At 30.7% G+C, this 19,671-nt stretch carries 22 protein-coding genes and 1 other RNA gene; 2 read left to right on the top strand and 21 right to left on the bottom strand.

Annotated features, from left to right (window positions below; translation table 11 throughout):
• The first annotated feature begins 179 nt into the window (after positions 1-179).
• Positions 180-525, top strand: a transfer-messenger RNA (tmRNA) gene (gene ssrA / locus AT726_RS08570).
• Positions 526-939: 414 nt separating this feature from the next.
• On the opposite strand, the gene AT726_RS08565 is transcribed toward ssrA, so the two are convergent.
• From AT726_RS08565 to AT726_RS08515, 12 genes are all read right to left on the bottom strand, one after another.
• Positions 940-1,680, bottom strand: coding sequence for a hypothetical protein (locus AT726_RS08565; protein ID WP_055277171.1), 741 nt, complete (start codon positions 1,678-1,680; stop codon positions 940-942).
• Positions 1,681-2,201: 521 nt separating this feature from the next.
• Positions 2,202-2,402: a hypothetical protein gene (locus AT726_RS08560; protein ID WP_055277169.1), complete on the bottom strand. Its 201-nt coding sequence runs from the start codon at positions 2,400-2,402 to the stop codon at positions 2,202-2,204.
• A gap of 86 nt (positions 2,403-2,488) precedes the next feature.
• Positions 2,489-2,833 carry an IS1/IS1595 family N-terminal zinc-binding domain-containing protein gene (locus AT726_RS08555; RefSeq protein ID WP_055277167.1) on the bottom strand — a complete coding sequence of 115 codons (345 nt, stop codon included), beginning with the start codon at positions 2,831-2,833 and terminating at the stop codon, positions 2,489-2,491.
• 76 nt (positions 2,834-2,909) lie between these two features.
• Positions 2,910-4,271, bottom strand: coding sequence for a serine/threonine-protein kinase (locus AT726_RS08550; RefSeq protein ID WP_055277165.1), 1,362 nt, complete (start codon positions 4,269-4,271; stop codon positions 2,910-2,912).
• Positions 4,272-4,406: 135 nt separating this feature from the next.
• Positions 4,407-4,601 carry a hypothetical protein gene (locus AT726_RS08545; protein ID WP_055277163.1) on the bottom strand — a complete coding sequence of 65 codons (195 nt, stop codon included), beginning with the start codon at positions 4,599-4,601 and terminating at the stop codon, positions 4,407-4,409.
• Positions 4,602-4,696: 95 nt separating this feature from the next.
• Positions 4,697-6,307 carry a recombinase family protein gene (locus AT726_RS08540; RefSeq protein WP_082411244.1) on the bottom strand — a complete coding sequence of 537 codons (1,611 nt, stop codon included), beginning with the start codon at positions 6,305-6,307 and terminating at the stop codon, positions 4,697-4,699.
• Between the two features lie 155 nt (positions 6,308-6,462).
• On the bottom strand, positions 6,463-7,296 hold the full coding sequence (locus tag AT726_RS08535; protein WP_055277159.1) for a hypothetical protein: 834 nt from the start codon (positions 7,294-7,296) through the stop codon (positions 6,463-6,465).
• Between the two features lie 204 nt (positions 7,297-7,500).
• Complete coding sequence (locus AT726_RS12855; protein WP_156344958.1) at positions 7,501-7,668, bottom strand: hypothetical protein; 168 nt, start codon at positions 7,666-7,668, stop codon at positions 7,501-7,503.
• A gap of 82 nt (positions 7,669-7,750) precedes the next feature.
• The gene (locus AT726_RS08530) at positions 7,751-9,022 is read right to left on the bottom strand and encodes an ISL3 family transposase (RefSeq protein ID WP_068759332.1); all 1,272 of its coding nucleotides are present in this window, start codon (positions 9,020-9,022) and stop codon (positions 7,751-7,753) included.
• Between the two features lie 159 nt (positions 9,023-9,181).
• The gene (locus tag AT726_RS08525) at positions 9,182-10,882 is read right to left on the bottom strand and encodes a DNA primase family protein (protein WP_055277157.1); all 1,701 of its coding nucleotides are present in this window, start codon (positions 10,880-10,882) and stop codon (positions 9,182-9,184) included.
• Positions 10,883-10,892: 10 nt separating this feature from the next.
• Positions 10,893-11,351 carry a hypothetical protein gene (locus tag AT726_RS08520; protein WP_055277155.1) on the bottom strand — a complete coding sequence of 153 codons (459 nt, stop codon included), beginning with the start codon at positions 11,349-11,351 and terminating at the stop codon, positions 10,893-10,895.
• Between the two features lie 15 nt (positions 11,352-11,366).
• On the bottom strand, positions 11,367-13,139 hold the full coding sequence (locus tag AT726_RS08515) for a DNA polymerase (RefSeq protein WP_055277153.1): 1,773 nt from the start codon (positions 13,137-13,139) through the stop codon (positions 11,367-11,369).
• Positions 13,140-13,452: 313 nt separating this feature from the next.
• Between AT726_RS08515 and AT726_RS08510 the strand changes: the two genes are divergently transcribed.
• Positions 13,453-14,145, top strand: coding sequence for a hypothetical protein (locus tag AT726_RS08510; protein WP_055277151.1), 693 nt, complete (start codon positions 13,453-13,455; stop codon positions 14,143-14,145).
• Between the two features lie 34 nt (positions 14,146-14,179).
• Here AT726_RS08510 and AT726_RS08505 read toward each other — a convergent pair whose 3' ends face one another.
• The 9 genes from AT726_RS08505 to AT726_RS08475 form a co-directional block, all read right to left on the bottom strand.
• A complete protein-coding gene (locus AT726_RS08505) occupies positions 14,180-14,473 on the bottom strand; it encodes a DUF960 family protein (RefSeq protein ID WP_237297247.1) in 294 nt (97 codons plus the stop codon).
• Between the two features lie 19 nt (positions 14,474-14,492).
• Complete coding sequence (locus AT726_RS13425) at positions 14,493-14,621, bottom strand: hypothetical protein (protein WP_256644757.1); 129 nt, start codon at positions 14,619-14,621, stop codon at positions 14,493-14,495.
• 119 nt (positions 14,622-14,740) lie between these two features.
• Positions 14,741-15,088 carry a hypothetical protein gene (locus tag AT726_RS08500; protein ID WP_068759392.1) on the bottom strand — a complete coding sequence of 116 codons (348 nt, stop codon included), beginning with the start codon at positions 15,086-15,088 and terminating at the stop codon, positions 14,741-14,743.
• A 113-nt stretch (positions 15,089-15,201) separates the two neighbouring features.
• Positions 15,202-15,723 carry a DUF1643 domain-containing protein gene (locus AT726_RS08495; protein ID WP_068759391.1) on the bottom strand — a complete coding sequence of 174 codons (522 nt, stop codon included), beginning with the start codon at positions 15,721-15,723 and terminating at the stop codon, positions 15,202-15,204.
• Positions 15,724-15,734: 11 nt separating this feature from the next.
• Positions 15,735-16,103, bottom strand: a complete 369-nt coding sequence (locus AT726_RS08490) for a hypothetical protein (protein WP_055277144.1) — start codon at positions 16,101-16,103, stop codon at positions 15,735-15,737.
• Positions 16,104-16,180: 77 nt separating this feature from the next.
• Complete coding sequence (locus AT726_RS12590; protein ID WP_082411242.1) at positions 16,181-16,354, bottom strand: DpnD/PcfM family protein; 174 nt, start codon at positions 16,352-16,354, stop codon at positions 16,181-16,183.
• 69 nt (positions 16,355-16,423) lie between these two features.
• On the bottom strand, positions 16,424-16,615 hold the full coding sequence (locus tag AT726_RS08485; protein ID WP_055277143.1) for a JAB domain-containing protein: 192 nt from the start codon (positions 16,613-16,615) through the stop codon (positions 16,424-16,426).
• Positions 16,616-16,859: 244 nt separating this feature from the next.
• Positions 16,860-17,498 (bottom strand): ABC transporter ATP-binding protein, encoded by a 639-nt coding sequence (locus AT726_RS08480; RefSeq protein ID WP_055277141.1) that lies wholly within the window; start codon positions 17,496-17,498, stop codon positions 16,860-16,862.
• A 5-nt stretch (positions 17,499-17,503) separates the two neighbouring features.
• Positions 17,504-19,660: a DUF1430 domain-containing protein gene (locus AT726_RS08475; protein WP_237297246.1), complete on the bottom strand. Its 2,157-nt coding sequence runs from the start codon at positions 19,658-19,660 to the stop codon at positions 17,504-17,506.
• Positions 19,661-19,671 lie beyond the last annotated feature (11 nt).

The following is a 19,671-nucleotide window of genomic DNA, read 5'->3' as shown; positions in this document are numbered from 1 at the left end:
GTTTTTATTATGAACCAAATCTGAGATATTAAACACGTTTTCACTTTTTTTAGTAATTTGAAACATAAGAATTGTTTAAATTCACATACTATTGGGAGTGTTGACTTGGATTGACAGTTATGAGAACTTGTCAAATCAGATAAAATAAAGTATAATGTTTTATGTAATCAAATTAACCTGGGGATGTTACGGATTCGACTGGGGCATTTGAGCTTAATAAGCAAGTCGTGCTAACCCACGTTAAAAGGTCGAGGTTTTAATAACCGGAAAAACAAACTTACAATTAGCTGCTTAATATAACGTAGCTGCCTACCATCCAATCGCCCATGTTGAATGACTAGGCTCACTGTAGTGGGATACGCTAGTCTGTGCCGTTTGAATAGCCTAGAAGAGATGATCAAACTCGCGGTCTGACAGGTGTGTCGCCTAACCAGTCACCCGTTAAATTTAATAGGAGACTAAACTTGTAGAAAGTTAAGTGGTCGGTGTTTTAGGACGGGGGTTCGACTCCCCCCATCTCCACCAGAATATCCACGTCCGCAACTGTTACAGAGAAATTGGCCAAAATAAAAACCATTATCTGAGTTCAGATTAAATCTGATTTGAGATAATGGTTTTTTATATTTCTTTTCATGATTTTCTAAAAAATAAGCTATCAAGATTTAGTTCTTGATGGCTTTTACTATTTACTCTAATGATTCAGCTTTATTTTTTGAATATCCTCCATGTCCATCTCAGCAGAATAATTGTTATTTTTTCTTCAGATTATACAATCGAAAATAGTTAACTTATTATGGCAACTGTTCTAAGAGTTCACACACTTTATCTTACACCCTCACAAGTTTTATGTGTTGCACTTAATATTACAATCTGTCATTCTTTAATTAACTATTGATACAAAAAAGCTGTATCAAATAGTAAAGCTTCAAATAGATGAAACTAATAGCTCCATGTTGCTTTAACTGTTACTCTTTGGTTTACATTATCATATGCAGTGCAACCATACTTAGCATAAATACTTCCTTGAGCCGCAATACTTCCAGCAACACTTGCTTCTACTCTATAAACATAAACACCACGTGTCGCAAAAGATGAATATGTTCCTGGCATAGTATAATTTTCTGACCAAGCATCTTTTTGACCTTGATCACAATAATATAACCCACCACCTACACAGTAAGCATTCACTGATTGTGCTGAAATTTTACCTGGACTTGTTGCAATAGTAGTATGTAAACTTTGACTTCCAACAAGCAATGGGGTAGTTGTCTTTATCTGGTGAGTATATGTTGAATTATATTTAATGTATCCTGACTCAGATCCTGAGCCTCTTAAATTTGGTTGTGGTGTAAATACAGATGTGACTGTATAGTTATATCCACTTGGTGTTTCAACATTAAATTCTTTTATTGTTGGTAAACTTCGAGAAGAAGTATTTAAATCAAGAATAACTTCATCTTCAAACTCAATCATGCTATCATTAACCTCTTCAGTAATAATGTCAATAATCTCCTCATCACTATATGACATTTTTAATTTTTCAAAGTCAACTTTTTCCATATTCAGACTGATTTCTTCAATTAATTGCTCTGTCTCAAGCGTAGAAGCTAAAACATTATTTTTCCCAAAAGCTCCTCCTAATAACATTACTGCCCCTAAAATTATCATTTTTTTTCTCATTCTACTCCTCCTATTACACTATTTACTTAAATAGTATATCATTTTTCATAATAAATAAAAGTTTTTTGGTTAAAAATGTATTTTTTTCTTTTTATTACATTTTTGATTCTAAGATTTTATAGTATAATTTCCAAAAAGGAGGAAACGAAATGGAATTTTTAAAAGAGATATTTATGTTTATTGGGCATCTTATTTTATTGGGACTAATTTTTATACCTGGAATATACATCCTATCATTAATCGTTAAGATACTTAGAAATAATACTCGAAAATAATTTTTTTAGAGTATTATAATAATTCTTAATTTAACGCTGTGTTAGATAAAATTGTTAATAAATATTTAAAAAGATAATGAGCATTATACTCATTATCTTTTTTTTAGGATATAATTATAATTTTTGTTTTATTTATTCCTCAAACGCTTCGTAAAAAAATGAAAAGAAATTGCTATAATAATTAGTAAAATTGGTAATAACCCGATAAAAAGAAATATACGTGTATCTAAGAAAATTCTAAAATAATTAATAAGATTCTATTAATAAAAAGAATGTTACTGCTAAAACAATTAGATGATAACCTATAATTTTTAATAAACTATGTTGATTTTTATATTTAGGAGAAACAAAATTTGAAGCTTTCTTCGTTAAAAAAAGAATTCCTATTAATAATAGCGGAAGAAATCTAATACAATTATCCAGTGTAACTTCAATCCATTCGCTCATGTTAAACCAATCTCCTTAAAATATATTTTTCTATAATTTACAACATAATAAGTGATAAATCAATTATTTAGAAATAGAAAATAATCTTATCTAAATAAAGCAGTTCTCGTTCTATAATCTTCAATATTTAGTTCAAGTTGACTTGCTACTGTTTGAAGAAGCATATTTTTTCCTTTCAAAATTTCTTTATCGTCTTTAAAATATTCTAACCAGTCTTCTAATGGCAACTTTGAACTTGATAAAACCGATTTTGAAAGGTCTGTAAATGTTCGACGACAAGATTTGCATTTATAACGTTGTTTACCACATGTAATGCCATACTTGCATATCTCATGGCTATCGCAATGAGGACAAGCCTTTCCTTTTGAAAAACGAGCTTCTCGACAATCAGTTATAGAAACAGGGCTAAGTGATAAAATCACCTCAAACATTTGTTTATAGTTAGTTTACCACATTTAAGAAGTCTTATTCAAGTTACCAACAATATTGTCTAACACAGCGTTTTTATTAAGCTACTTCATTAAATGCAGATTCAATTAATTTTGGTACTTTCGATTTATTAATATACGTTGCAATCCATCTACTTTGACGAGGATTATGTTTTATTACTTCTCTTGATATAATTTGTCTTTCTATATCATTATCAATTGAAGATAAATAAGATTCAAGAACATTTCCAAAATAAAAGCGTGTATGTCGATACCCTATTTCTAAAAATACAGTTATAATTTCTTCCTGTAAATCATCATTATTAATTAAATACAATACTTTAATTAGGAAATTAGCTATATTATCAGTAAAACTAAAAGGGTGATCTACGCCTGCGACATGTAATAGGTATTGATTTATAATCTCATAAAATTCTTCTCCATAATGTTTATGCATTTGTATTAGTGTAAGATTATCAAATTTCATTAATACATTAGTGTATATTGCATAATTAGTTTTATAAAGAAGGAGCATATCAATAAGAGTTTTCAGCTCGATTTTATTATTAGTTTCCTTATACTCTCGATATGCCTTTTTCAAAACTTCTACTGGATTACTAAAATTATTACACTTATTACCACTTAATAATTGAAATTCATCATACATCTCCTCAATAGTTTGATATCTTCTTTCCTTGTTAGGTTTAGTAGCTTTTTTTACAATTCTTTTATATTTACTATGTTCAATTTTCTCTTCATCAATATGTAATGGGAAATCAAACGTTATTATCTCATACAAAATTTTTCCTAAAGAAAAAATATCAGCTCTTTCATCAACATTTTTTGCATTTCCCTCTTGAAACTGTTCGGGAGCAGCATATGCCTCCGATCCCATCTTCATTACTGTTTTAGTCAGGACTTCAGTTTTTCTATTAATAAATTTCCCCAAACCGAAATCAGAAACTTTTAAGACATCTTCACCATATACTAATATATTCTCAGGTTTTAAATCCCTATGAATGACCCCTTCAGAATGTGCATATCTAACTGCATCTAAGATTTGTTCAAAATAAAATTGAACATCACTATCATCCATATAGGGCTGAATATGATCTTGTCTGTATTCACACAAGAATTTTTGAAAGTTCTTTCGTGCTAATGGCATTGTATAATAAGGAATACTATTTTCATCACATGTATTAAAATCCAAAATTTGAACTATATTAGAATGCTCTAATTTTGTTTGAATTTTTATTTCTTTCTCGAATCGTTTTAATATATCCTCATCCATATTTTCATCATTCAAAAGTTTAAGCGCAATATTCGGCCCTCCCCAGAATTCTTCCGCTTCAAAAACCTCGCCAAATCCACCTTTACCAAGAGAATTAATTATAGTATAACAATCTAATTCATTATTAATTTTTGTCATTCTTTCATCCATAATATATAAAACAATCCTCCATTTTAAAAAGATAGGATTATTTTATCACAAATTGTCACCTAAAACATCACTTTGGTATAAAATACCAAAGTGATTTGTCTACATTAAGTTTTTTTAGTATACGGTATCTAATAATCATCTAAATTCTGAGTAATTAATTTTCACTCCATCCAACATATCTGCATCATAATTATTTAAATGTTTTCCACTTGTTAAGAAGTATATTGAAACAAATTCCAATTTTTCTACTATTTCGATTATTGCCTTTAAATTCTTTTTATCAATATTACAGTCTGTTATTACTGTTGTCTTTCTTATCAATTCCCCCATACTCCACCTCCCTAATAGACCCTCACAATAATAACTGTTTTCGCAAAAAGTATCATTATAGTTTTTCCTTGTAAAATTCCATGAAGACTTCCTTATTAACTCACCTCCTTTAAAGGTGAATAGGCATATATTTCTTTCTTTGAATAAACCTTTGTTTCTATCAATACCACCTTTTTGAATTCAACAAAAAAGCCACCCAGATTGTATTCAATCTCGATGGCTTCATTGTGAATGATAATTTTATGAATAAATCTTGATAAGATAAACTTCATCATTTCATCATTATTTTTTAAAACATACTCTTTGGCTTCTTCTAGGACATCTTTCATTTGATCTAATGTAAGATTAACTTCTGATTGTTTCACTTGATGATTTTGTATCTCATTTGTTAAGACAATCTTTTGTTGTTCTAATCGTTGTAATTCAGCAGTAATCGTATCAATACTTCCTAATCCTCCTACCGCAATTGCTTGAACTAAATTCGATGCTTTTTGATTCACTTCTTTTAACTGTTTTTCTAACTTAGGTAAATCATCATCCATCTCTGAAAACTTTTGTTTAAGCTTTTCATTAACTTTCTGATGTAACATTTCTAAATGTTGAGGATTCAAAATAGTTGTAAAGAGTTGATTAACAATGAATGAATCTAATAGCGTTCTATTAATCTCTTTACACTTACATGGGTTCTCGATTTTCTTACGTTTTGAACATCTATATGAAACGTATTTTTGTTTGTTTCTACCTCCAATTCGTGCACTTCCATGATAGGCTGATCCGCACTCACCACATTCTATCAATCCTGAGACAAGATAGACTTCTTTTGCTTTTGAGGCTCCTTTAGAACGTTGACGACTAGCTAATAGTTTTTGGACTTGTTCAAAGGTTCCTTCGTCTACAATGGCAGGTAATCCATTTGGCACACGAATGATCTCTGATTCATCTTTGTTTTTACGATGAGATCGTTTCATTCCTGGTTGTTTCGGCTTAGACAAGCTACGTCCAAAAACATATTCACCTTTGTATTTTGAATTCACAAGGATATCATAAAAAGATGAATTAGCAGAAAATTTATTACCTATTTTAGTGCGATATCCTAACACATTCAGATACTCCGCTAATTCTCGATAACTCCATCCTTCTAAGAACTTTTTAAAGATAATACGAATTGATTCTGCTTCTTTTTCATTAATGATGTACTGCTTCGTTATCGGATCAACATCATATCCTAAGGGTGGTAATCCTCCGTTATGCAAGCACTTATACGCATTCTCTCTCAATCCTTTCATTACTTCTCTTGCTAAATTTTGGGAATAGTATTGACCGACACCTAATTGGATGATTTGTTGTAATTGTCCTTCAGGTGTATCTGCAAATTGTTCAATAACACTAATCACCTTTACGCCATATTGAGCTAATTCACTTTCAATATTTAAGGTATCACGAACATTACGAGAGAAACGGTCCATTTTATGAACGATTACCACATCAAATAAACCTTTCTTAGCATCTTCTATCATTCGTTGGAAATTTGGTCGATCGGTATTTGTTCCTGTCAATGCCATATCAATATAATCACCAACAGGTGTATAATCATGTTCACCCATAAATTTATAAATGGCTCTTAATTGTGCGTCAATCGATTCTTCTCGTTGATTACTACTACTGAATCGACAATAAGCAGCCGCCCTCGATTTCTTCCTAATCACTTCTAAAACCTCCATTTATCAATCTAATTTTTAATGAATCATTCAAAAATATAATATCTATTTTTAAATTCATTCATTACTCATTCGATTCAAATTAAAAGTAGCTAAAGAAAAAATTCTCTTTAGCTACTTTTATTTCAATGACTATTGAATAGTTAACTCAATAGTCCTACATATTTTACTTCACCTATAATCCCTTTTTTTAATACCTCTCCTTCTAGATGATATCCTGATTCTAAAAGAGCTTTTAATGATTCTTTGTCAGAATCCTTCCCAATGTAAAGCTCGTAGCTATTACTTAATGAATAATGAATTTCTCCTAAAATCCCACCGGATACATGTTGCACAATCTTATAATTATTGTGATCATAACTTACAAATTCTCCTCGAGCAAAGTTCTGACGAACAGCTTTATCTTCATCACAATACAATGGAATAATTTCTTGATGTAAAGTATCAAATTCTAATCCTTCAATTCCCATCAGTTCTAAAATAAGAGCGAGCTCCATTAATGAGCGAGGATATTGTAATACTTCATCATAAATTACTGGTTTTTTTGTTTCCCAAATTAGCGTAACCTCGCCTTCATTATCACTTGAAAAAATAATTTCAGAAAATTCACTATAACTAGCACTAAATGTATTTTTTAATGCATTAATAGCATTGTAAAATGTTATGGCAAAATAATCTTCCTGCATGTAATCTTGACCGTATTCTAATAATGAGATCAGATCGATTTTAGCACTAAAGCGAACTTTTACAGGCCCCATGAACATTAAATCTAACATTTGCTTTTTATTCTCAATGATATACTCTAATGCTTGTAACATCATTCCAGGTGCATCATCTTCTGAATAAGACATCAATTCACTAGTTGTCCATTCAGAAAATTCTTCTTCATATACAGATAATTGATCGACTTTCTTTTTTAACTTGGATACCACATCGTCATAATTTTCTAATGTTACATTAATCTCTTGTTGTTTCATACATTTCTTCTCCTTTTTAATCCTTTCGACTAACTGATATTTGTGATTACCATTCATTCAAATAAATGATACGTAAAACAGAATCTTTTCTTTTTCGACAAATTTTGCAGTTAATTCTATTATTATACAGTTTTTGACTTAATTTTTACATACATATTTAACATTCTAACGATCATCAAATGTTAACGATGATGAATACTTTGACTAACTAGCCAGCCTAACTTCTTTAGTATAATGACCTGAATAATGATTCATCATGTAATTGGCTATCCACTCTGCTAAATCATCTACATATGATTCAAAATCAATCGATAATTCAGTTGTCATACCTTCTTTTAATTCTTCTTTTGTATATGTGTATTTTTGAATCATACAACTTCTCCTTAATTGCTAAGAAAGTGCGCTTAGTGCGCTTCTTTCTTAGCTAAAATTATTTTTTGAAAAATATTTTGGCTCAACACCAAAATTGGTTCTTGACACTTAATTCATCTATAAAAAATCGTTCATTACATTCCAACAAGATTCTATTCTCATAGATCGTTCGATTCGGAAGAAAATAACTTCTTCGAATTAATGTTTTAATTTTATTATTTCGTCCTTCTACTGAACCATTTGTGTAACGACACTTATGGTAATTAGAAATTTCTTCTGTCCAATTTTCAAAAGGTTTAAGTGCTTCAGTTAATTCAGGAATATTTAGGGCTTTAGCTCGAGCAATCCATTGAATTAAACGTCTATAAGAATTTGTTTCATCACTTAATTCATACCAATTAATCAGTGATTCTTTAATGGCATACACTTCCGTCAGTTCTTTTGAATAGCTTAGAAGTTTTCCTAATTTTCGTTCTTCTTTCTCGCTCAAAGAATCATATCGTTTACCGATAAGGTTTTTATTTCGTTTCAAATATTTACGACTTTCCGGTGTTAGCGATAAACTAATCCGTCTTCTCACAGCCTGTAAGGCATCTGTTAGATAACGATTCACATGAAATCGGTCAGCAATTCGGATAGCATCAGGAAAAACTTCAGCAACAAACTTGTGATAAGAACGTGCTAAATCCATCACAACAGCGTAGGGTTTCAACTCTTTGAGTTGCTTCATTAAGACTTGATTTTGAATTAACGTTTGATAAGTTCTTCCCATAACTAATGTTAACAGGTTACCATTTCTTAGGTCATGAAATCCTGTATTATAAGTATGACCTTTTCGAATCGCAAAATCATCAATGCCTAATATGAGCCGAGTTGATCCTTGAGCAGCAGCGATCACTTTTCTTTGAATAGACGGAATTAAATGAGCAAGATGTTGCTTAATGAAGCGTTCACCAGTTGAGTAAGGGACCTTAAACGTATCTGTTAATTGTTTAACAGTGGTACCGACTAACGGTTTAGAAAGTTCACGTTTATAATCGTTTGTATAGCGAGTTTTCCCTGTCAAAAATGCATATTGATAGGTAAAAGAAACTTCACACTGTTTACAGAAAAGACGCTTCATCGGAATCAATAAAATGGTTTCACGATTGAAACAACGTAAATGTCTAACTTGACGTAGTTTTTGACGGCTACCTTTACAAATAACAAATGCTTGAGTATGGCAACAAGGACAAGGTTGTTTACTCTTTGTTGGACACAGGCTTAAAACTAAAACATTATCTTCTGAAATATAATAGTTACTGACTGTAACATCTTGTAATTGAATTAAATCATTGATATGATGTAAGTGCATCTAAAATCTCCTAACTTTAGTTTGGTCGCACTTACTAAAGTACAAGATTTTAGATGTTTTTTTTATAGGTAAATATAAGCATTTATTTAGTCAAGCACCATTTCTGGTGAAGACTCAATATTTTTTTGAAAAAATTTTTTTACTATCCAACAAAGCGCACTAAGCGCACTGATTAAATTCAATACCAGAAATATATCGTTTACCGTTACTAATAGAGTAGTTAATCTCAAACTCTCTTAATCTAAAAATGGTTTGATTAAAATCCCCCCAAAACTTTTTATGACTCACATTGTAATAAGAAGCAACTTGATTAGTCTTAACCCACTGATTAAACTCTTCAAATACCTTTTCTTTTAACACACAATTACTAGCCATGGGATTCAAACATTCACAAATGAACTCCATCATTGGATCTAACCATTGAAGATAATCTTGTTTCACCTTTTCTGACTCTTGACTAAAAGTAAGGGTATAATTATTCTCTACTAATCGTCGGTAACCTTCTAATGCCCACAAAAAGATTCCATCTAATTCCTGCATCAATTTCCATTCTAACTGGGGATCTTGATAAGCAGAATTAGATTTTAAAGGTTGACCTTGCTTAACATACTGTTTATTAAACGGTATAAATACACATCTACGATAATACCCTTCTGATCGATCATCTGTATTTGGATAATGATTCGCTAAAATAATTAACTTAGCATAAGGTCTAATAGAATATGGGTCCTTAAACTTGCTTTCTATCAAGATAGTATCCTCACCCGTTAACATTTTTAAAGTTTGAGTATTCATCTTTGCTTGTGCACTATCTGTTTCAGCACTAATATTCAATCGCTTGTCTTTGATGACTTGTTTACCAAAGGGACGATTAAGCTCCTCTAATGTTGCACTAGAACAGTTTTCTTTTCCACATAATGCTTCGAATATTCTTGAAAGAATACCCTTTCCATTGCTACCAACTCCGTAAAAGATGAAGAATTGTTGTAAGTTAGTATCCGTCGTTAGACAATACCCTAAAATTTCTTGAACTAATTTGACTCGTTCCTCATCATTTTCAAAAATATCATAAATAAAATTCATGAAGACAGGACATTGAGCCTCTACATCATATTCAATAGGTAACTGAACAAAACTCAAAATATCAGGTGTATGTGGAATTAATTCAAAAGTTGAAAGATTCAGAAAACCATTCTTCAAGTTCAAGTACTCTTTGGTTTCTTCTACACATGATAATTTTGGGGTATCCATGCTTAAAAACTCTAAGATATGATTCCCGTAACTTGGTTTCCAAATATCAACTTTAGCTTCATGCAAAATCTCCTTACAACGAGCTTTTAAAAAGTCTTCGCCAATAAAGCAGTACTTCTTACCTAAAAAATCATAAGCAATATATTGTCCACCTACACGATATAAATGGATGCGACTTAAAACGTAGTCAGAGAAGATGTTAAAATTAACTTCTAATTCTCCTTTTTTATTTTTACTCAGTCCACGTTCTTTAAATAATTTCTTTTTAAGGGAATTACAAATATTTTCAAATGCAGTTTTTGAATGATTAAACGTATACCCTAATGAATCTAATGCCTCATAAGAAATTGGCTTTTTCACCTGTTTACCACTTTGGAGTAAATCTAAGAACTTTTGTTTCTGTTCCTCAGATGATTGAGCCTCGGCTAATGCAACGATTAGTTCTTCACCAAATGGTAATAGATTACTTCTAACTGCTTGGTTAAGTGTAGGATCAAAATCTACACTTAACCAATTTTTAATTAGAGGCTCTCTATAAATAAAGTCCAAAGACATGGATTGACTTGTTGTTACAATTGATACCTGCTTATCTAAAACATTATTTTTCATACACTCACTCCTAAATTGCCATATGCTCGATAGTTGGCTTAATTTCCTCAATGATTTTAGTAATCTCTGAAATTTCACCATCATCCAAATTTTTATGCCCCATCTCAACTCTTACGACTTTTCCTATCAATAAGTTTTTATTGAATGGCTTATAGGGATTAAATGAATAACCATCAGTTTCTAATAACATAGTTAATGTTAAAACATATTCCGAGTCGCTATACGATCTCCAAAACAAAGTTTTCTTTAGAGAATGTATCTTGTTATCATGCTCAATTTCAATTACAAGCTGAATATAACTATTATCATCCTTAGTTATTACTTCTTTGATAACTCCTAGCATTTCACCTTGAGGTAAACAAGGAGTTAATCGTCTTTTACCACCAACTAATTTTACATCCTCTGTTGAATCAACTTTATATGAATTTGCCTTTTTAAATACTGCTGCTAGATTTACTGTATTTAACATTCTTATCTCTCCTTTTTATTTAACCCATGTTTTAGCGATTTTAGAATCTACTACGACAGGAACCTTTTTTACAGTTTTACCCATTCCTTCGATCATTTGTTGTTCCAAGAAACACTTTGCTTCATTAGCGGATTCAATAGGAACTTCGAGTACGATCTCATCATGAATCGCCGCAATAAGCCCCCATTCATGCTTTTTATTTTTCATTACTAAGTTAAGGGTTTCTTTCAAACCTTCTGCGCTTGACGATTGAATGGCATAGTTAAAGCGTTGGCGTGGTTTCAATTCCAACAATCCATTCCGCTCTTCCCAGTAACGCCCACCAAGTGTCGTAATGATATCCGATTTTAATTGTTGATGTTGATAAGACTTCACTTCTGGAAACTTTTCAAAATAAGCATCCATAAACTTCTCAGCTTCATCCTCATCTACCTTCATACCTTGTAATGAATTAATACGATTAGCTAATCCATAAGGAGTCAATCCATAAATTAACCCGAAATTTAATTCTTTTCCGACTTGCCTTTTAACTTTATCGATCGGTTGATCTTTAAAGACCGCTTGGGCTGTTGAGGTATGTAAATCTGCTCCCGCATTCAATAATTCAATGAGAGTAGATACATTAGCAATCTCTGCCAGAACCCGCATTTCAATGGTTGAATAATCTGCAATGATAAAGACATGATTTTCTTTTGGTTTGATATACGGTCGAAGTTCCTTTGGTAATCCTTGAAGGTTTGGCTTGGAACAGGACATTCTGTATGTTTGAGTTCCAATCAAACTCCATTCACCATGTAACCGGTTATCATCGTCCAAAAAGCTTTTTAACTTATCCCCGTAAGTGGATATAATCTTCTGCTTTTTTTTATACATTAATAACCTTTCAACAATCGGAAAACTACCTGTGAAACTAGCCAAATGTTTTTCCTTCACGTTATATAACGGAACTCCTAAGTTTTTTAAGCTACGTAATAACTGAGAATTTGAATTAAGATTAGAACAGTGTAATTCTTCTTCTAATTCTGATTTCAAGTCTGCTACCTCTATTGAAATCAATTCTAATTGTTTTTCCCAACCTACTATATCTACATGAATACCATTTAATTTCATTTCAATAATAGCAGGTAAAGCGCCAATCTCACGCCTATAAGTAGGAAACAAATAGTTATTATGTATCTTAGTAAACATGACTTGATACAGTTGAAACGTAGCTTTAGCATCCTGTAAACAATACTTTCGATGCGCATCTGTAATCTCACCATTCCAATGCTTCGAATGTTGCAAAGATTTATCTAATTGTATACCCAGATAATCTTTTGCTAATTTGACTAGACTTTGAAGCTCTCGGTTATTCATCAAAATTTGTTGCATAATCATAGTGTCCGTATAATTCACAACCGAATAATCATTGAATTCAAGAAACGACACATCGAATGAAGCATTGTGAAATACTTTTAAAACCTTAGGATCTTCTAAGATAGTCCTAATTGATTCTAAATCCTCCGTAACAATTTCATACGAATCTGAATAAATGGCAATCAAACGTATTTGATCTTTCCGTACATCCAAACCAGTTGTTTCTATATCTATACCAACCACTTCTTTTACTTCCGATGGAGGGTCCTTTAAGTACTCCTTTACAGAAGTTGAATATCGCTTTAAGGTAGCAAAACAACTAATTTCCTCATTATTGAGTACCCGATTATCCTGAGATTTCAAGGTAGGTATTAACATCCCTCCCTCCAAAGAAAAATCAAAATTCTTTCTTAACTCGAAATATTCTTTCATTATTTATGACCTCCTAAATCGTATAATCAAATTCAATTTTCAAAGAGCATTTTTTGTCCTTAACGGATATTGCTATTATACATACCTATTTTTATTTTGTAAATATTGCTCTGTAAACGCTTCAAAAATAAATTTTATTGATATTTGTATTGTTTTTTTATTATTTTATTGATATATTGGTTTTATCAATGAGCGGGTTCTGCCCAACTCATTTTGATGTTATATTTCTTTTGTTTTTATTACACTTTTTACACATTTATACCTATTTTTTTATACATATTTTTTTTGATTTTTTAACAAAAAGGAGATTTTTATGACTAAAGAACTAAATAATACAGACAATAAATCTTCTATGAAAAAAAGATTTAGAAGAAATAACCAACAAATGAAACAAATTAAAGAAGAAGTAGTTGATTTACTTTTAGAATCTTTAACCACTGGTACAAATGTTACGATTAAAGAATTACAAAATATTTATAATAAATATGGCTTATCTGATGCAACGATTCATAATGATCGAAATAAATTAGGTATTGAATGTATTCAAAAAGGAAAAGATAGCATCTATGTTCTAAATGGAACCCAACAATCAAGACTATTAGCAAAAAAAATAGCTAATCAACTAAAATATTTTAAAATATATCATCCCATAAGTTATAAGAATGAGTTGAACCTTCCTTTTCAATTCGATGATTTAACACTCTATAAATTTTATTTAGCACCTCTAGGAGAAAATAAAGTTGAAGATATCGAGCGATTTAAGCTTTCTCTTCTTGATTATCTTAATTCAGTAAATAATCTTTACGGTGATAGTACCTTGAGTGAAGATTTATTTGATTACTTTTTTAATATCACTGATACTAAAAACTCAATTTGCTTTGAATTTACCAATCAATCTGAATTATTAGATTTCCTTAAATTAATCAACTATCTATCTACTATAGATCTTTCCGTAAAAACTAAAAAATCAATATCTATTTATCGCATAAAAAAAAGAAAATATTAAAAGCTGTTCATTTCTGAACAGCTTTTTATAATTCCTAATACTCGTTTGCGAGAAGCATCGTCACATAATCTTCATTTTCTATAACATACACTTTTTCTGTAATTGGGTGATCGATATTAATCACATACGTTCTTTCATATTCGGGTACTTCCTGTTTATGAGTAATTTCTTGATTCAATACCTCTCCTTCTAATCGTTTCAATTGAAAAACATGAAGATAATCACATGGATTCATCTCCTCCTTACAACGATCATACATTTGCCACATCAACACCACTAAATCAAAAGGGATACATTCCTGTACCCCTCTAGTCATATATTTTTTCATTTCCACAATCAAATTCCTCCTATAACCATTTCTCTAGTTCTTCTTTTGATAGCCCAAAGCGTTCTGAAACTGTTTCTACCACTTGTTCATTAGACAATCCTATGGATAGAAGTTCTAACAACAGTGCTACAATACGAATCCATTGCATCGGTTTCCTCCTTATGCCATATTCATTTCTGGATTGATATTTTCAAAATATTTGATGACTAACTCTACAACTACTTTTAAGACTTTTACAATTGATCTAATCATGATACATTCTCTCCTTTACTCATTAATCACATTGAATTGCGGATATTGTTCTAATACTATCAATGGCATAAAAATCACTAGATTATAATCTGAACCTGCTAACAATAACAGTTCACAATAGTTCTCCTCATCAGCTCCAACAAATGCATCAACATATTCTGCTTCTGTTACAGGGAACTGTTCCAATAACTCATCTAACTGTTCCTTGTGATTCACATAAGTTACAAAACCTCCTAAATCATCAATCATTCGAGTTTCTCCATAATTCTCATTTAGGATTTCTATTTTTTCTATTATTCGCTCTCTAACTAAAGGATCTAATGAATGAACTTGTGATAACTGATTGATATTTAATATTTTCATTTGATTTCCTCCTCATATAAAAACCTCTATCCTTACAGAAAGAATAGAGGCTCGTCATTCTATTAATCATCATTAATATCTATCAATAATGATTAATATCCATTGATGTTCTACTAATTTTTCCAATTTACTAAATTCCACGTTGCTACCTTAGGGGATAAAGGATGATACATTTTAACTCCATACTCATCACTGATATAGAAAGTCTTATCCCTAAATGGTTTCAACTTCTCTAACAATTCCTCTTGTCGTTGCATCATTTTTTTACTTCCATCACCAAATGATCCCCATGCGATAATCAATGAATCACATTTCAACGCTGACTTCTCAATATAGATATCATTTTCAGGATGTAACAATTCTTCGAATGAATCACCTATCCTTAATTTAGGTGTAATGTAAGAAAATAAGTTACAGATATCTACCGAGGTATAATTCAATCGTTTCAAATTATTGATGATATTCATTGTCGTACGGTCCATTTCTATTTCATCGGCTGTTGATGGATTAATCATGATAATCGTACACTTTAACTTTTCCTTATCTCTCGACCAATCCTTCTTCAAGATTAATCGATGATTCATATCATCTGAATAAACCACCTCTGTTCTGACACTTGAACGAGTTGTAATCATAACTAACCTCCCTACTTTGCATACACAAATAGATGACTATAATCATCTTGAACAGGTTTCAATCGAATAAAGAAATTGAAACATTCACTTTCTGCCTTAAACGTTTCCTCATGCTTGTAACCCTCACCACCACATTTTTCGGTGACTTTATCAAAGACATCTAATTGATTGAAAATCAATTCATTCAATTCCTGTTGTAACTGTTGGATTGAAATTTGATGCTCCATCAACACTTGATTCATTTGTGAGGATGGAACCCATTGATTACAGACTTCATTTGGTCTTGAAGAACAGTAATCTAATCTCATTATTCCTAACGATTTATCCTCGTCTAATCCTAAGCGAACTAATTCTTTTACATTAATCCATGTTGTTAACATTAATTATTACTCCTTTCTTTGTACAACTAAAAAACACTAGATAGCTTGATGTTCTATCTAGTATCATTCTTTTTATATCAATCACAGATGTTAAATTCAGTCTCAACCAAATCTGATGAATCTAAGATGATTTCTTCATCAAGATATTGTTGTCTAACATATTCAATCGGATCACAATCAATGTCATCAACCTCTAATTCAATCAGACGTTCCAATGTTTCAGTAATACAAACCGTTAATTTATAGCTCATAAATTTATCCTCCTTATTTTATTTACGACATAATAAAAGAGCTAAGCGACTTATGCATCACTTAGCTCCTTATAAATAACCTTTTTCTTTTAATGATGTAAATGTTCCATATCCTACCAGTGGAGGACACTTGCTTCGCAAGGCAGGGAACCCATCTCCAATAATGAGATGATCTAATAACTTAATCCCGAGTAGCTCTCCTGCTTCAACTACCATTTTGATTGATACAATATTTATTCTTTTACTTACGACATTCGCCATATATTATTACCTCCTAAATAAATTCCGACTATTCAGGTATATAATATATTTTTATAAATTCAGTTATTACATTTATAGTTTGAATTAAACCAATCTTCCCTGATTTAATTCAAATACTTTATTACACAATAGCCGTATATTTATCTCAGCATAACTTGGCAAAAAGAATCACTTTACCCGCTTTATAATCTAAAAAGGGCCAGGATAATATTCTTATAAATACAGTGAGAACTTTTTTAGATTATTATAAATTTATAGTTTTGTGACATCTCATAGAAATAGTATCGTCATGTGTCACAATAACGATTGTTTTTCCTTCTTTATTGAGAGCAGTTAAAAGACCTAATATATCATCTCTGGTTTCAGCATCTAATGATCCAGTTGGCTCATCTGCTAAAATTAAATCACAAGGTTTTAATAATAGACGAGCAATCGCTACTCGCTGTTGTTGCCCACCAGATAAGGTATATATTTTATCATTAACATCCACATCTAAGCCAACTTTTTTTAATGCTTCTTCTTTCATCTTTTGTTTCTCGCGTTTACTCTTATTAACATATGCCAATGCTACATCTAAATTTTTAGAAATTGTTTCATTTTCAATTAACGCATAATTTTGAAACAAATAAGAAATCTTATAGCGAAGTAATTGATTAACCTGACTTAATTTAATCTTACTCATATCTTGTTCAAATAAAGTCACACAACCACTATCTGGCTTTTCTAATAATCCTAGGATATTGAGTACAGTTGTTTTTCCAACACCACTCTTTCCAACGATAGCCACCATTTCACCTTGATAAATATCAAGATTAAATTGATTTAAGACCTGTTTTTTTTCATATGATTTATCAATATTTTGCAAACTGCATATTCTTTGCATTTATATTATTCTCCTTTAATAACGTATAACTTATTTCTTTTTTCTAAAATGTTTAATCCCATTAATGAGTAAAAAGCTTCTATTAAAAGGATCCCTATCACTATAAATATCGCTCCTGCTCCTAAACTAGCAACAGATATTAGTAACAATATTACCCAATTAATTAAAAAAATAGTCCAATACTTTCGGTAAGCTTTGACATATCCGAAACCATATAATCTTTTAACTACGATTTCTTTCTTATACTTATTAAAATGAATGCTTATATTTTGAAGAAGAAGAATCGAGAAAATTAATAAATCAATTAAAAAGATGCCTCCATAAACCTTTAATTCCTCTTGTAATTCTTTTACCTTGTCTAATGCTAGTTCATTAGCTGGAACTAAGTACTTCAGTTGACTATCTAAATTTAACTCTTTTAACAAAGGTGTTAAATTTTCCATTGTTACTTGTGGATCATTGTCTATTAATTTAACTTTTAATGGATCAGTACTCCCTCCTCCTAAAATCCCCCACCTTTCCGTTGGAAAAGAGTTATATTCAGTTATCACTTCGACTATTGTATCAGAAATCATATTATTTTCTTCTTTATACACATCTGGATTAAAACTAAAAATGGATTGATTATTTTTTAACCAAATAATCTTTATCTCCTTAGGTTCAAAAGATGTTTCTTTTGAAAAGTTATTTTGATCAAATTCATAAGTTAACCATTGATTTTCCTCGAAGAAATCTAATATTTCCCGTTCGAATTCCTTATATTGAGCTTGAACTAGTAAAATTCGATCCTTAGTCTGCTCATCTATTACCACTTGGTTTCCTAACTCATCATAAAGAGGAAATTCTTTCAAATAATTTGGATTAACTCGAATACTAAATATTCCTTTATAATCTTGATTTAAAATCAGGGAATCCTCTTCATAATCTCTAGCATTGATTAATATAGCCCCTTGACTGTTTAACTCATGATATAATTCTGTACTGGCTGTCACTAATGATTTAATCATATCTTCATTCGTATCATTATCTCCTCCAAGTAAAGGATAAAAGACACCATAACTATTTCCTTTTTCCCAATTTTTTAGTGAAGATAAATAATGATATGACGATTGTATATTCGTAAAAGAAGCAACACCAATTGCAATCATAACATAAGTTAAGAATCCCTTTATAATACTATTAAATACAAATATAGGTTGACTATATTCTTTATTTTTCAAATTAAGATAGATATTCGTCGATGCAATAACCCCTAACGGAACTACCGAAATCAATGTGAGTATGACATAAGTTACTAATTGCTTTTGTAAAAAGCGCAGTATAAATTCATTATCATTTTCACGAATAAGTGCAAAAATAAGAAGCAACACGGTACTCAATAAAAAAACTCCTGTCAGATGCAAATGAACTATCTTTAACCATATTTTAATATTAGAGAATCCAAATAAATTATAAATACCAATTTTCCTTGATTGATTTAAAATCATATAAACAATTAAAACAATCGTTACAACAACTAATATAATTTCGAAGATCTCTAAAAACTCATCTTCATTTATATAATCAGGAACATAAGGTTCTGTTAATCTAAAATCATCCGCAACAAAATTCGTATGGAGTGTCTGATTCAATTCCTCTACCATCGTTTGGAGAAACATATCATATGATAATCCAATCGGTAGTTCGACAAAATAAATTCCTTTAACACGGGAACTATTGTATAGCTGTTTTAAGTGCCCCACATATACTTGTTCTTTATTTTTAATTGTTCCGATTTGATTGGTATCATTCGATTTTTGTGTTGATAAGTACTCATTCTCATCTAATTGTTCTAATTGATCCTTTTGATCGATAATTTGGAAATAATTAAAAAATTCCGTATCTGACGTAATAAGTGCATATTTTCTAATTTCTAACTGATTATCTTCATCGACAACAAATTGCTGTCTAAAAAAATTAACCTGAAGTTCGTTTGCAATTCTCTCCAAACAAGGATATATTCTCTCTGGATCACTTAGTTCTACACTATCTGGTATTTCAAATGCTTGACCTATTCGATATTCTACACTTCTAACATTATTCATTTGCTTAACATTTACTCGATTTTCTACTACACTGAATGAGAAAATTGAGATAAGACAAATAAATAAGCTCACTAACATTCTCACTAAAA

The sequence above is a fragment of the Turicibacter sp. H121 genome, from assembly GCF_001543345.1.
GTDB classification, from domain to species: domain Bacteria; phylum Bacillota_I; class Bacilli_A; order MOL361; family Turicibacteraceae; genus Turicibacter; species Turicibacter bilis.
The sequence above is the reverse complement of the archived record's forward strand: the minus strand, read 5'-3'. Positions and strand labels throughout refer to the sequence as shown.